The 14844-nt window shown below is 37.0% G+C and carries 14 protein-coding genes and 1 pseudogene; 9 read left to right on the top strand and 6 right to left on the bottom strand.

What is annotated here, in order from left to right; genetic code table 11:
* Positions 1–27 precede the first annotated feature (27 nt).
* From NSQ94_RS13385 to NSQ94_RS13355, 7 genes are all read left to right on the top strand, one after another.
* A complete protein-coding gene (locus NSQ94_RS13385; RefSeq protein ID WP_339229381.1) occupies positions 28–1278 on the top strand; it encodes a benzoate/H(+) symporter BenE family transporter in 1251 nt (416 codons plus the stop codon).
* 2031 nt (positions 1279–3309) lie between these two features.
* Entirely contained in the window at positions 3310–3666 is a 357-nt protein-coding gene (locus tag NSQ94_RS13380; RefSeq protein ID WP_339229379.1) for a hypothetical protein, read from the top strand.
* A gap of 520 nt (positions 3667–4186) precedes the next feature.
* Complete coding sequence (locus NSQ94_RS13375) at positions 4187–4324, top strand: hypothetical protein (protein WP_339229378.1); 138 nt, start codon at positions 4187–4189, stop codon at positions 4322–4324.
* 198 nt (positions 4325–4522) lie between these two features.
* On the top strand, positions 4523–4666 hold the full coding sequence (locus tag NSQ94_RS13370) for a hypothetical protein (protein ID WP_339229376.1): 144 nt from the start codon (positions 4523–4525) through the stop codon (positions 4664–4666).
* A 51-nt stretch (positions 4667–4717) separates the two neighbouring features.
* Positions 4718–5293, top strand: a complete 576-nt coding sequence (locus NSQ94_RS13365) for an HXXEE domain-containing protein (RefSeq protein WP_339229375.1) — start codon at positions 4718–4720, stop codon at positions 5291–5293.
* 548 nt (positions 5294–5841) lie between these two features.
* A complete protein-coding gene (locus tag NSQ94_RS13360; protein ID WP_339229373.1) occupies positions 5842–6231 on the top strand; it encodes a hypothetical protein in 390 nt (129 codons plus the stop codon).
* A 744-nt stretch (positions 6232–6975) separates the two neighbouring features.
* Entirely contained in the window at positions 6976–7200 is a 225-nt protein-coding gene (locus NSQ94_RS13355; protein ID WP_339229371.1) for a hypothetical protein, read from the top strand.
* A gap of 568 nt (positions 7201–7768) precedes the next feature.
* On the opposite strand, the gene NSQ94_RS13350 is transcribed toward NSQ94_RS13355, so the two are convergent.
* Entirely contained in the window at positions 7769–7972 is a 204-nt protein-coding gene (locus NSQ94_RS13350; RefSeq protein ID WP_339229369.1) for a DNA-binding protein, read from the bottom strand.
* Between the two features lie 135 nt (positions 7973–8107).
* Here NSQ94_RS13350 and NSQ94_RS13345 point away from each other — a divergent pair, with 135 nt between their 5' ends.
* The gene (locus NSQ94_RS13345; protein ID WP_311066339.1) at positions 8108–9289 is read left to right on the top strand and encodes an IS701 family transposase; all 1182 of its coding nucleotides are present in this window, start codon (positions 8108–8110) and stop codon (positions 9287–9289) included.
* A 188-nt stretch (positions 9290–9477) separates the two neighbouring features.
* Here NSQ94_RS13345 and NSQ94_RS13340 read toward each other — a convergent pair whose 3' ends face one another.
* The 5 genes and pseudogenes from NSQ94_RS13340 to NSQ94_RS13320 form a co-directional block, all read right to left on the bottom strand.
* A complete protein-coding gene (locus tag NSQ94_RS13340; RefSeq protein ID WP_063389303.1) occupies positions 9478–9780 on the bottom strand; it encodes a contact-dependent growth inhibition system immunity protein in 303 nt (100 codons plus the stop codon).
* Between the two features lie 85 nt (positions 9781–9865).
* Positions 9866–9998: pseudogene (locus tag NSQ94_RS13335) on the bottom strand (recombinase family protein); the annotation flags it as partial.
* Between the two features lie 514 nt (positions 9999–10512).
* A protein-coding gene (locus NSQ94_RS13330; protein ID WP_339229367.1) for an IS3 family transposase occupies positions 10513–11669 on the bottom strand; the annotation gives its coding sequence in 2 pieces (ribosomal slippage) (positions 10513–11411 and positions 11411–11669; 1158 coding nt in all).
* A 113-nt stretch (positions 11670–11782) separates the two neighbouring features.
* Positions 11783–12244: an Imm30 family immunity protein gene (locus tag NSQ94_RS13325; RefSeq protein WP_011886783.1), complete on the bottom strand. Its 462-nt coding sequence runs from the start codon at positions 12242–12244 to the stop codon at positions 11783–11785.
* A gap of 23 nt (positions 12245–12267) precedes the next feature.
* The gene (locus NSQ94_RS13320) at positions 12268–13935 is read right to left on the bottom strand and encodes a hypothetical protein (protein ID WP_339229365.1); all 1668 of its coding nucleotides are present in this window, start codon (positions 13933–13935) and stop codon (positions 12268–12270) included.
* Positions 13936–14352: 417 nt separating this feature from the next.
* On the opposite strand from NSQ94_RS13320, the gene NSQ94_RS13315 reads away from it, so the two are divergent.
* Positions 14353–14838, top strand: coding sequence for a PTS glucose transporter subunit IIA (locus NSQ94_RS13315; RefSeq protein ID WP_063386461.1), 486 nt, complete (start codon positions 14353–14355; stop codon positions 14836–14838).
* Positions 14839–14844 lie beyond the last annotated feature (6 nt).

The following is a 14844-nucleotide window of genomic DNA, read 5'->3' as shown; positions in this document are numbered from 1 at the left end:
AAAATTCATAATAAAAGGGGGTATACGATGAATACCGAACGAAAAGGATTTACGAAACATTTAAATATTAACACAGTGAGCGCTGGTACACTTGCCGCTATTTTTGGATGTACTGGTCCAGCTTTAATTATTATTGGTGGAGCAGCAGACGGTGGTTTAACACATGAGCAGACGATCTCGTGGCTCTTTGCTGTTTATTTCTTTGGTGGATTGTTGGGGATTTATTTGGCTTTAAAATATCGCCAGCCGATTGCAGGAGCTTACTCTATTCCAGGTGCAGTACTTGTTGCAGGTGCATTATCACAGTTTTCTTTAAATGAAATAGCGGGTGCTTATTTTGTGGCTGGTGTCATTGTCTTACTACTAGGAATTACTCGTACAATCGGAAAGATAATGAACTGGATACCCGTTCCGATCGTAATGGGGATGATTGTTGGGGCCATGATCCGGTTTGGAACCGGAATGATTACATCTATTGAAAAAGCCCCATTGATCGCAGGGGTAGCAGTTCTCGTATACTTGCTATCAGTACGATTTATTAAAGTCATACCGCCAATTTTAACATCTTTCATTGTTTCTGTTATTTTAGTAGTAATCATGAACGAATTTCAAATTCAAGATCAGCAAAGTAGTTTTATTCTTCCACAAATTTTAATACCTTCATTTAGTCTTGAGGCAATAGTATCTGTTTCAATTCCGCTTGCTTTCTTAGTTATCGGAGCAGAAAATGCTCAAGCAACCGGTGTATTAATGGCTCAAGGATACAAGCCGCCTGTCAATGTTATGACAATAATAAGCGGAATTGGTGGGATGGTCACTTCTTTCTTTGGAGGACATAATGCAAATATTGCCGGTCCGATGACGGCCATTTGTGCTTCAGAGGAAGCGGGGAAAAATAAGGAAGGACGTTATGCATCTGTTGTGGTAAACGGTATTTTATTCAGTTTATTTGGATTACTTGCCGGCATCGTCGTACCGTTTGTAACGGCTCTACCATCTGTACTCGTTGGTACTATTGCTGGTCTAGCAATGATTAGCGTACTGGTGAACTCTTTACAAAGTGCTTTTTCTGAAACTAAATTTCAAGTTGGAGCGTTTTTCGCATTAATCATTGGTATGTCGGATATTAGTTTTTTTAATATTAGTTCACCGTTTTGGGCATTAGTTGGAGGAGTGTTGGTTTCCTTGTTAATCGAACCTCATCATTTTCAAAAAGAACATGAGGATAATTTTGATCTTCCTGAGAAAATGGATCATGCCATTTCTGAAACATTTTAAGGTGTTCAATTTCAAAATGACACAAATTAAAATCGCTTTCTAAAAATCGTTTAGGTTCTGCCTAAAAGATTATTGTTTTACTATTTCTTTTTGATTGTTCTAGATAGTCGCAAAGCAGCAAAGCTTACGAAAACAGCCTTTAAAAACAACATACAGGATAGGAAAAAGATCTGTTTTGTACAAGCCTATCGTACGATTGCTTTTAGACCTCCTTCTTTAAAACGTCCAAAAAGAAGGAGGTTAATTGATTTTATCCATAAATTTTTACTCTACTTTATCATGTTCCGAACTTATTCATTGAAACGAGAAACATATCGATCCCATTATTTTTAAATTCAGCTTAACAGTAAAATCCACGTTTGATCCTAATTATTTTGTTCGAACTTTCGATAATATTTGCTTAATCCTTCTTTGGTTAAGTCTTCTGTCTTAACAAATCCTTTTGACTCATAAAAAATATCTTTTTCATGCTATTATTACTCTTTTCACCTAAAGATCGGCATTGATCATTCTTGATTATTTGTAATATTCCTCTTTTTCGTCATAATACATACACTTATAATTTATTATATGCCGACAATAAGTGAAATTTCTGCCTTTATTTTCACACATAATATCCAAACATTTCACTCAAGAAAACATGATACACTCCACGGATTTGTAGCAGGTTACATCAGTGTAAAATAAAAGCTATTCTCTAAAAGATTGTTGTTATCAATCATAGAGAAATATATATCATATGGTAAAATAAAGTAAAAAGGGGTAGTTTCAATGGGATTGCCAAAATGTTGTAAATGTAACTATCCATTTAGTTGGAGAAACATATTTCGTGCTTCGTTCAAATTTAGCCAAGAAATAAAGTGCCCTAAGTGTGGAACAAAAATGTATCCAACAATGAAATCAAGACAAAAAATGGGTATAGTAACTTTTGTACCATTGGTCATATGTTTTGCATTACAGGTATTTGGGCTTCCATTCAAGTTTACTATGTTGATATTTTTGTTGTTGTCAGTTTTGAGTATGATATTGCTGCCATTTTTATATTCGTTTGTCGATCATGAGGAGCCCCTTTGGTGAAAAAGGACGTATTGTTAAAGCTGATGATAAAAGGGTTTTTACGTAATCTTGATGATAGGGAGGAGTTTTATGGAGAATATTAGTGTGTAAAGTTTTTAGCTTCTCATCTTAATTCAATAATCCCGATTTTTCATCAAATGGACGTTAGAACCGGTACCCCCGTATCGCCTGAAAAAAAATCCCCGCATATAACTATAGTGTCAACGAGAGAAGCTGTCGTTTACGATTACGAGAAGAATTTTTTTGTTCAAAGAGATATATGAAAGAGGAATGAATATTTTCTAATAATATAAGGAAATTGAGGATCGAAAACAGTTCAGAAATCTATTCAATCTCTCAATTGCTCCTTCGATATGAAAGAAAAAATGAGAAAGTAGGTTGGATCTATTTAAGCGATGCCTTTCAAAAACGAAAGAGGGTTTTTCCAAAATTTCTATTTTTATTGAGGAAGACGAAAAGACATTCGGACTGTTATCGAGGACATCGTTTGATCTCTACCGATTAGTAAGAGCAAAAAAGGATAGAAACGCAAAGTACGTTATGAGAAAAATCTCTACTCAACATCTTCTGAACTTGCGCAAAAAGAAGTATGGTTAAAGATTACAAATAATCATTTGATTGTATTAAATGATCAATAAACGAAACATCGCTGTTAAATTATGAAACGCAACAAAAGACAATCATCCGAAAAACCGAAAATGGAAAAATCAGCGAAAACTATTCTGAAATAATGTGATAGATACTTAATAGATCAACAAAAAGTATCTATAACCGCTCTTGCGAATGTAGAGAGTGTCGAACTTTCTCCATTTAAGCGAAACATTGCTTAAAGTGTTTTTAAACATCATATTCCAATTACCATGTGAATACATGAAAGTTGATGCGATTTATATCGAAATGACCGCAATATGGTATAATAATAGTTATATTTATAATGAAGAAAGGAGCATACCGATGGCTGAAATTACAAATGAAATGATTTTGCAAGCGATTAAAGAACTGGCTGAGCAGCTAAAAAACCATTCAGAAGAAACGAATAACCGGTTTGAACAAATTGACCAACGGTTTGAGCAGATTGATCGACGGTTTGAACAAATTGACCAACGATTTGAACAAACCGATCAGCAGTTTGAACAAACGAAGCAGCAATTGGTCGAAATCAATGAGCGGCTCGACCAAGTTGAACAAAAGATCGAGGAGATGGACAAACAGCTCACTGATGTAGCAAACGGTCAAAAAATTCTTGTGGAAGAGTTGTTTGAAAATAAGAAAGAAATCAAGCGAGTCAAAAATATTTTAAACATATATTAACCGCATTGATCTATTAAGCGTTTTTCTTTTTGGACAAAACCGTTAGATAAAAACAAAATGATGTCTGAAATTAGCTTTTCGCCTCCCTGTTTTCTTCAAAATAATGTCAAACTTCTTCGTTGTTTTCTATTTAGCTTTATTCGTTCCTATTATTATCCAATTAATACTATCCCCGTTTTTAACACATAATCCCCGGAATAGGATCTGGCTTGTGCTGTCTACAGTGTGAGAAAAAAGACGCAGCAAAGGACAAATCCCCATTCAAAAAACAGCGGCTGTCTCATCGGTTTAACGGCCATTGCGGCAGCCTCGTTATGCTTTCACCTTATTGATTAATTTTTATTATAAATGCAATAATTTTTTCTATCAGCGAAAGCAAAGACTGACATTAGCTTTAAGCGCCTCAGGCTTTTTACTTTCGGTACTTTCCATTCACTGTTCGAAAACCTATTTACAACAAAGCAAATTTTTCCTATAATTATAACTAACTAATTAGTTAGTTATAAAAAGGAGGTTCTTGTTGGCTGTAAAAAAAGGCGAAGAGAGTAAGAGAAAGTTATTTCAAATGCCTGAAGAGCTTTTTTCGGAAAAAGGGTTTTCAAAGTATCAAAAGGAGCGAATTTGTTGTAAAAACAGGTTTAACGCAAGCTTTATTTAACTTTAATTTCAAGAGTAAGGAAGATATCTTTCAACAAATATTTCAAAATTTTGATCAACAGTTAATAAAACTAAGGGATGTTGGAAAAATCTGTTGAACTATCGCTATCGGATGTCGAAATTTTGTAACCAACATGTTTATCAAAATGTTTACTTTTTTAGGAAAAAAACAAATCAGACAAGGAGACAGTGATCAGATTTGAAAAAGATTGATATGTTCAATAACAAGCGATTCGGAATTGTAAAAGAAAAAATTGACACATGGGTGGCAGCAGAGTCCAGCGCTGCTATTATAGAACGATTGGTACATCGATATTTATTAACAGGAGAAAAAGTAAAGTAGGACAGATGTTTTTGGGCGGAATTCAAAATCATTCGAAAAGCGGTGATTGAAATGTTATTAGAATGGTTGGATTCTCAACTTCATTTGATTAGCGTGCTTTGGTTATTTCCCATTTTGTTTATGTTTCATGATTTCGAAGAGATTCTTACGGTGGAGAAGTGGACCAAACAGAACAAAGAACAAGTTCTTGCGGTTTTACCTAAATCAATACGAAAATATTTTTATAGCAGCTTTCAGATGACAACTGTTCAATTTGCGAACGATGTATTTTGGATTTTCCTTACCATTACAACAGCAACATGTTTAGCCGTCATTTTCTCTTTTTACTATATTTTTTTAATGTTACTGTTTATCTTTTTTGCCCATGTGTTCACACATTTAGGGCAAGCACTCTACCTAAGAAAATACACTCCTGGTGTAATCACTTCCATCATTCTAGTGTTGCCCTATTCTTCATATACCTACTATCGATTGCTGAAAGAACAAGTCATAAGCGGAACAGATATATTGTGGAGTACTATTGGAGCTTTCATCATCGTGCCAATATTATTTCTGTTTCTGGTGAATGAAAGAAATAAAGCTACAAAAAAAGTTGAGGAAGATGGTGCCGACAAGAATTTTTTGTAATGTAAGATAGATTTGAAGTTACAGGATTAACTGTAGGCGGGTAACTTTCATATAAATATAACCCAAAATGTGCAGAGTATTTTATCGAAAAACTTAAGAAAGATCAAATTAATACAATTGTTGTACATGATATTGAAATATTTAATAGAGACATCATTGGTGTGTTTATACAAAAAGGATTTCATTTCATTGTGGCAGAGATTGATAAATTTAAGTCTAAATATTGCATTTTTAAAATAGAAAACAACGGCAATAAAATTAATGTTTTTCCGTTTATTCCAAAAGAAGAATTGTTCAATGGGATCGCCTTAAATACAAAAAACAATTGGTAGAAGTAAGCTTCTTGTGAGAAACTTGAATAACATTTGTGAGCAGTTTGGACTTTAAGTCAATAGGTTGTGTAAAGAATGATTGAACGAATGAAGAGACCGCTTGTTTATGGTGGCCTCTTTTTTGTTTAGAATTGATTTTTTGAAGGTTTTTGGTTGCAAATGTCGAATTTGGGTTAATGGATGTCTGATTTACCTTGTTTTAAGGAAGGTGTAAACATGAGTTTGAGGAATTTTCATACGCCTTTGACTGAAGCAGAAGTAGATGAGATTTATCAGTTATTGACACCGAAGCAACGCAAATATATGGACGCTTTTACGAAACGAAGCAAAAAGAGCAAATGGCTAGAAGTTTTAGCATTAAAAAAAGGGATTATCGTGACGGAAGATATGGATAACGAACAACTGGCAGAAGCAGTCGATGATTGGATTTTAGTTGAAATATTAGATGGAGGATGCGGGAATCGACCGTTTCGCTGCGAATGCGGCATGTCTTTCCGATATCAGTACATTGTAACCCATAACAAGCAAAACAAAACATACAAAACTAGGGGAAACGTGTTTAGGAAACTATACCCGTTTAACACCAGAAATTATTCGGGATATTAAAAAAGGATTTCATACGGTACATCTAGAACGAGATGAACTGCTCCTTAAAATTTTTCGTGGCGAGGAAACAAACATAAAAGAGTTTGCAGGAATTGAAATCCCACAATCTTTTCTCGAGCAAATAGATCATGACATACCACTTTTAGATAAACAACTGAAAAAACTTCATGATCAACTTCGTGCAAAGAGAATAGAAGAACAGCAAAAACAACGTCAAGTGGAAAGAAAACAGCAAAAGGAAATCCTTTACCAAAGTCGTCAACGTAGAGCAACTAAGGCGCACACCGTCTCATACTATTCGTACCATTCCTCACCCAAAACCCGTTCGCATCTTTGTATTTCCTATGAAGAATTAATTGAACGACATTTAAATGAATTAAAACAAATACGTGCAAAAGAAAAACTGATTTCAGCAGGATTAAAGAAAGATTGGGATACAATCCAAGACATTGTTCGAGCAGCTAAAAGAAGAGAAGAGTTTGATTACGGTCTATTTAAATTACTGTTGAGTAATTTGAAAATATGGTACCGTCAAGAATTTTGTGTAAAGTAAGATAGATAGGGTATCTCTGTAATGTATTTTAAATATAATAGAGGGGATGTTTTCTACACACAAGAAACTGAATATTTAGTCTACTGTGTGGAAAGGAAGAATACCTTTTATATTGTAAATTGTAACGTTTTTCAAACAGTAGAGCATGATAATATGAAAACATGTAAATTCTTACTTTTAACTAATAGGAAATGGAGTTTATTAGTAAAAAAGAAATAGAAGAAATAATTGATGAGTTAACAGGTGCATTCCATTCTTCCATCAAAAAAGAGTTAGATGATATTGAGGATATAGAATATAAAATTACTACGGATTCTATTAGAATTAAACAAGAAGTTCCAGATCATTCAATTCTAGCAAGTACAGTGCCAAGCGAAGATAAGTCCCAAGTTGAAAAAGTGGTATTTTTACCGTGAGTATTTGTAAAGGCGTCAAGGATATTTTTTCAAAAATTCACGTTTTGAGTGTTTTTAAAGAAGCGATAAGAATTTTTATAAAGTTTATCTTCATTCATGAATTGGTTCATGTAAAACAATTTAAAAATGGTATGACAATGGAAGAATATCGCAGAACTAAATACAAAGAGAGTAATTCGAAAAAGAAGCTAATGAGAAAGCAGCAGAAATTTTAAGTAGGGATGGAGAGTTCCAAAGAGAAATAGTCAGTATTATAAACAACAATAAACCCACAGATATTTATGTTGTTGAAGAGCTTTCAAAGCTTTATGAAGATTCCTTAGCTCAGCAATGAGAGCATCACCTTGACAGGGTGGAGGTCGCTGGTTCGAGCCCAGTCGGAATAATCATTAAAAACCTTGGTATGACGCGGTTCTTGTGAAATACAAAAATCGCATTTTTCTTGTGCGTCCGGCATGGGTCCATTCTATAGGGTGAGAGTCCCGAACCATGAAGGCAGTAGTAGAGTTAGCTTTAAAATAGAAAAACCTTGAAAGGCTTGTAACCAATCAAGGTTATTTAACGCTTTTTAATTGCTATACTTGTTTATCCAATCTATAATGTCTTGTTCTACATGTAGATATTCATTTGGACTATCTTTTAAATCAATTCCGGAAACAATTTGTAAAAGTTCCCAAACAGTTTCTTCTGATATATTTGGCTCATCCTGCATTACATATTCTGAAGCCCAATCTGCTACTTCTTCTCGTGTTAGCTTTCCTTGTAAAATCATTTTTAATTTATTAACTGTAGATGAGCAAAATCACTAACATAAATTTACATCGAAACAAAAAAGGAGACATGAACCCGATTCCTTGGTTAGAATAGATGTGCCAACAAACCATTCACACAAGGAGGTTCATGTCTCATGAATAGATTAGCACATCATCAAGGAATCCACAAGTTTTTCACGATGTTGGGGTTGGCACTTTATTTTTCAAAACCTGTCATGAAGCATCTCGTTCATATCGTGGATGCGATGATCACGAAAGGCTTTTCTGGAACGTTGACCGATCTTCATCATTGGAGCTTTCACCCCAATCATCGAACGACACTCAGCCATTTTTTCACGAAAAGCCCTTGGGATGAAGAGACGCTGCTTCGCAAACTCCAGCAATGGATGCTTCATCGTGTCGAACGGATCGCCAAACAGAAAAATCAACCCCTTTTTGTTTCGATCGATGATACGATTTGCCAAAAAATCAAGCCTTCGTCACGGGCAACGCACGCCATTCAAGGGTGTGATTGGCACTATTCTCACACAGAGAAAAAGTCGATCTGGGGACATTCTCTTGTTTGGCTCATGGTTCATACGATGACCCAGGCTTTTCCCTTTGCGTTCCGCCTCTACGACAAGGCCGCTGGGAAAAGCAAGGGGGAACTCGCGATCGAGATGCTTTCTTCTTTGGATGTACGCCGTCCCGTTTATGTGCTGATGGATTCGTGGTATCCATCGCAAGCGCTCGTGGAAGCCTGTCTGAAAAAAGGATTTCACGTCATCGCGATGCTCAAAACGAACCGGATTCTCTATCCGAAAGGCATCGCCATCCAAGCCAAACAGTTTGCCCGCTATATCGAACCGAACGACACCCATCTCGTCACGGTGGGAGAAGAGCGTTATCGCGTGTATCGCTACGAGGGATCGCTGAAAGGTCTCGATGATGCCGTTGTGTTGTTGGCTTGGAAAGCCGATCAGCCGATGACACCCGAACATCTTCACTGCGTCTTGAGCACCGACCGGGAGCTAAGCGATGAAGAGATCTTGCGCTACTATGCCCAACGTTGGTCGATCGAATGCTTTTTTCGACAAGCGAAAGACCAGCTGAAGCTCGATGGGTACCGCGTTCGTCAACGTCGGGCGGTGAAACGGTATTGGATCTTGGTGCAACTCGCTTATGTGTACAGTATGGTCGAGTCCAACCGGGATTTCTCTACTGGGCTTGATCTTCTCCGAACGAAGAAAGGGCATAGTCTCGTCGAGTTCATTTACCATGCAGCGAAGCAAGATATTCCCATTGATGTTGTCAAAAAACAGCTCCATGTGGCATAAGGGATACCCTGTTTGTCTCTTTTGGTATGGTAATTATTGTTATGAAAATTGCTCATCTACAGTTATTAATTATTTCTTCTTTTGTTGGTTGTTTCATTTTTTCACCACTTTCCAATATTATTCCCATTGCTAGAAAAAAAACCTTGAAAGAGTTTTTACTCAATCAAGGTACTCAAGAATTTGTAGTTCTATTCTGCTTTTACAGCTTCTTTTAATTGTTCTACTACACTTTTTAGCCATTGAATTGGAGTTAGCTCAAGATCAGGAAAATATACTCCGTCTGCACAGTGTTGAATGTATTCATTCTTTTCATCATCCGAATACTCACTATTAATGAATTCTGTTAAAAATACGATAGCAGATTTAAGATATTCTTTACTTTCCTCTGTTAACAATTCTTGTAATGCCTCTTCAGGTGAATCTGCATCTTGATGAAAAGTCCCAGCCAAGAACTGAAAAACTGGATCTTCTGGATTATTTTTGACTAACAAGCATTTTTCCCTCCATTCCATTATTTGGTTGGATAACCAGTTAAAATAAAATTCCCTGCTCCATCCTTCTTTAATACTATGTTAGCATTCCCTCATCCTTAAACACACGTAAGAGAGGGTATCCTTGTGCCTTTAATTTCATCTTCTTGGTAGGCAAGGCTGTATCCATCTTTGGCTTGCCCTTGTGTGGAAACTCGGATATATCCAATCACATTCATGATACCTTCCCCCTCCGTTACGCAAATTCAGATTAACGTAACGCTTGTTAACAATGACGAGTATTATACGACCGTCTCTAGTGAAAATACAATATAAAAGTAATTTGCCAGATTTTTATTGTCACAGTCAGTTAAAAGTTTATACCCTATTTCTCGCCACGAGAAAGCGTTCTCTCGTGTTTTAAAGTGAACTTGAAGGGTATTCGTGGCGTTAGTCGCTTTACCATGCATTGCAGCCAAGCTCGTTGTAGGTGAACCATTATGAGCTCTGAATTAAAATGTTGGTAAAAACATACTTAAATTCTCTCGTAAACACACTTTATTATTTGATATAGCTGTTAGATTGAAAATAGAAAAATGATATTAGGTCAATAAAGTAGACACAAAAATTTATAGATTTTTTTTCGCAGCTACCGCGCTATCGCTTGGTGGCCTTTTAAAAATAATTACGACGTTGTCCTAATTATTTTTAAAAGGTAAATTTTCGGGTCTAACTATTCTATTAATATGTTCATTAAGCTCCCTTTTTATAGTACATACGTTCGTATTCAGATGGCGAAAAATACTCTGTTGCGGAGTGAATACGTTTATTATTGTAAAATATTTCTATATACTCAAATATGCTCTTTTTTGCTTCCTCCCTTGTTTTATAACGAGTCTGATAGATTAGTTCTTTTTTTATAACCCCATGAAATGATTCAATACAAGCGTTGTCATAACAATTTCCTTTGCGGCTCATGCTACATTTCATTCCGTATTCCATTAGCTTAGCTTGATAGTCATTTGAAGCATATTGACTCCCTCGATCAGAATGATGGAGGATAGAACCCTGTGGTTGTTGACGCTGATAGGCTTGCTTTAAAGCACTTAACACTAGCTCCTTTTTCATGGAACAGTCTATATGCCAGCCGACTATTTTCCTTGAATACAAATCCATCATACTAGCTAGATAAAGCCAACCTTCATCCGTTGGAATGTATGTGATATCAGCTACCCATACTTCATTTGGTTTCGTAACAGTAAAATGTTGGTTTAAGACATTTTCGTGGACCGGATGGTTATGTTTTGAGTTAGTGGTAGCCTTATGCTTTTTCACGGTACGAGACTTCATTCCCTCTTTGTTCATTATGCGGGAAACCGTCTTCTGTGAAACCTTAATGCCTTCATGATTAAGCTTTTTGGCAACCTTTGGACTCCCATACAGTTGGCGAGATTCGATATACACACGACGCACTTCCTGCGTCAATTCTTCTCGACGCTCTTGTCTAGCACTTTTGGGACGATCACGCCATTTATAATAACCGCTTCGAGAAACTTTCAATACTTCGCACATCTTCTCCAATCGGTAATCGAAGCGATGCTCATGGATAAATGAATCTTTTACCGATGGTCTTTCGCGAAGAAGTGCATCGCCTTTTTTAAGATGGAGTTTTCCTCCTCCAGATCCCGAATACGTTTCTTCAGTTCACGAACTTCGTGGTCTTCGGATCGAAACGTTTGGGTTTCTGTTATTTCAGGTTCTTGCTTATATTTTTTCATCCAGCCGTGAAGAGTATTTTCGTTAATTTTGAGCTCACGAGCCACTTGTGCAACGGATTTCGCTTCCTCCAAAATATAACGAACAGTTTGACGCTTAAAGTCTTCCTCGTACCGCCTTTGTTTTTTTGTCATGTAGACACCTCATTTTTCAGTCTATTATTACTATAATAATCTGTGTCTACTTTTTAGTCTAACATCAAAACCTTGAAAGGCATATTGCCAATCAAGGTTTTCATAATTAGTTCTTAAATATTATCTAATACCTCATCTACTGACTCACCAAACAATTCTGGATCTTCTTTCTTTATATCTCCTAACAAATCTTTAATAATATTTCTTGTTTTGATGTCGATATTCTCCAAAACTTTTGCATAAATTGTACGTACATGGGGGTGATTTAATATTCTGTAATGTAAAATTTCTATCCATTCCCTCCCATAACTTATAACCGTTGGCACAGAAGTAGCAATTAGTTTTAACCCTTCCTCTATTTTATTCTTATATAAATGCTCAATAGTATGCACCAAGTTAAACATTACCTCATGGTGTTCAGTATTATCATCAAAAGCTAAAATTAAATCTTTAATAATTGAAACCTCACCATATTCATATATATTTTTTAAAGCTTGCTCAAATTCTTCCACTTGTTTTTCTGTCTTAAGCAGACGGTTATCGTATACCTTTTTTATTTCCGACTTAATATCCAAAAATATTCCCTCCTTATAAATAATTACTTCTTAAATAATTCTGGGTACAATTCCTTATTCAATTGAATTACATCTCTTAAACTTTTTCTTATTTTCGGAGTGTATAGCCCATCCTTCATATAAATTCTTCGAGCATCCCAAATATCATGTGCTAGTGCATCTCGGTAGCTAAGATTTAAATAATCGTTTAATTTTTCTCCAGAAAGTCCATAAGTATAAGTCCTACGGTGTCTTCCCCCAGTACCAGGATGTGGTTGTTCCATATTCATGCTAACACCATCATTTCGCTTTATATCGGCTTTTTTCATTTTTTCAGCAGATGGCATATGGTGTGGAGTAAGGTTATCAAACGCTTTGCCTTGTTTTATTAATTGTTTGTAAGTTCCTACTTTCCCTTCGCCCGGCAATAAACCTTTTCCTGTACCCTTAGTGCTAAGTTCAATGCCATCGTTGCCTGCTTTACCTCCGCCTACATTTATCCCATCCAACTTACTTAACCAAGCTTGAATCTTATTCTCCACCGGAACCTTAACATCCCCAACCCCTTCCATGGCGAATCCCATTTGCCGGTCAGGGATCACATTTTTCAGATTTGTTATGACGTTGTCTACGAATCGACCGACTTGCAACGCACCGTTTGCTGCGTCAGTTTTCAAATGCTGCGGCATTTCCTTCGCCCATGCTTTCGCATTTCGAATGCGGGCAACGATGTCTTTTTCAGCATGGACAACTATGTCGGAGGCACGTTGTGATTTTTGCTGGAAGCCCGTTTTTAACCCCGTTAATAATTGAAGATCACTTGCTTCTCTTAGAGGTGAAAAGCGGGCGGCGCTGCTGAATCTAGAAAGCGCGCTGACGCCAGGGACGATATCCAATGGAGCGAGGACACCACGGAATACTCTTTCGCCTGTTTCTAGTTCCCTCCCTGAAATCCAGTCTTTTCCGGAAACGGCCGAGTTTAATTCCAGTGTACCATAGGCCATGCCCAATGCCATCCCTGCTGGCGGACAAATAAATGAGACGCCGACAATCACGACGAGCGCCGCTATTTGCCCCCAGAATTCTTTGTCCATTTGCCCGTCTTTGATCGATTCATACTGAAAGGCGTAGGAATTCAATGCATTCTTTATGTATTCTTTTTCCGAAAAGTCCTGGTGGGGATTCAGTTCTTTCCATGAGGCGTATTCCCGTTCCATCAGCCTGGCATAGTAGTTGCTGCCGCTGAACAGATCTTCTAGTCCGACCTCGGCTTTTGGCACTTCGATCGTCTCCTGTGAGCCATAAGTTCCTGGAACAACGATTGTTTCTTTTGCGCCGATGTGGTTTTTCGTCTTGATCTTTGATATCGATAAGTCGCGCATCGCTTCGACAAAAGCATCGATATCTTGATAAAACGGCTCATCGATGGTGCGGTCGACAATATCTCCGACACGGTCGCTAAATCTGTGTAGGGCGAGATAATCTTCATATAATTGTTGATATTGGCTTTTGCGATCCGTGTGGGTAAAAGAGATGACACCGTCGCTGTCATATTTGGCGATGTCTGACTGGGCGTCTTCCAAAAGATCGCTGATATCTTTTAAGTTGTCGATCATGCCTTTTCCCCATGCACCGGCGCCGATCAGGTTGCCGATGCCTTTCTTGGTCCTTTCCCATTCTGAAGGTATATAGTTGACATTCACTGTATCCATGCCTCCGATTGAAACGAAATGGATTCCATCAAGTGGAAAAGCTTTTTGTTTCATTATAAGACAGATAAAGGAATTTTTGGTAAATAGAAATGAAAAAGGGGAATTTTAAGAAAAAACTACCAAGAGGTTTCTAGATTATTTTCTTATTTAGGTAATAGAGACCGATTATATTGTATCGAATAAAAATGCCCTTTATGGAATATAGGACCAAAGCCGTATAAAGCAATTTTTATTATTTTCACTGTAAACTTGACAGGGGGAAGTTCAAAATTAGGAACTCTTTTATTAAATAAAGTACTTTTTCAGTGGTGACGATGTATACGGGCAACTTTTTTATTGACGAACTTGTATATACAGGTTAAAATAAAAGCATCTTGTATATACAAGTTTTGAAAGCGGTTAAAAGGAGAGTTCATAATGTTAAAAAAATGGTTTCGAAAAAAAGAGGAAACGCTCTTAGCCCCTTTAACCGGAAAAATAGTCGAGATCGAACAAGTTCCTGATCCAGCATTTTCCCAAAAGCTCATGGGGGATGGAGTGGCTATTGATCCTGCAGACGGAATTGTCGTTTCGCCGGTCAATGGGGAAGTTATTCAATTTTTCCATACGAAGCATGCGATTGGTATTCGTTCTGAGACGGGACTGGAGCTATTGATTCACATCGGTTTAGACACCGTTATGATGAACGGTGAAGGATTTGTTGGACATGTGAAGGTCGGTGACAAAGTCAAGGCGGGCGACAGTTTACTGACATTCGATCTTGCATTGATCAAAGAAAAAGCAGCAAGCACGATCACACCGATTGTCATCACCAATATGGATGCCGTTCAATCACTCGAAAAGAAGTCGCTCGAAAGCGTGCAGGCAGGAACGGATTCATTTATGGTTGTCGTAGCAAAATAACACTTG

Origin of the sequence: Aeribacillus sp. FSL K6-2833, assembly GCF_037965815.1 — a bacterium.
Lineage (GTDB): Bacteria > Bacillota > Bacilli > Bacillales > Aeribacillaceae > Aeribacillus > Aeribacillus composti.
The sequence above is the reverse complement of the archived record's forward strand: the minus strand, read 5'-3'. Positions and strand labels throughout refer to the sequence as shown.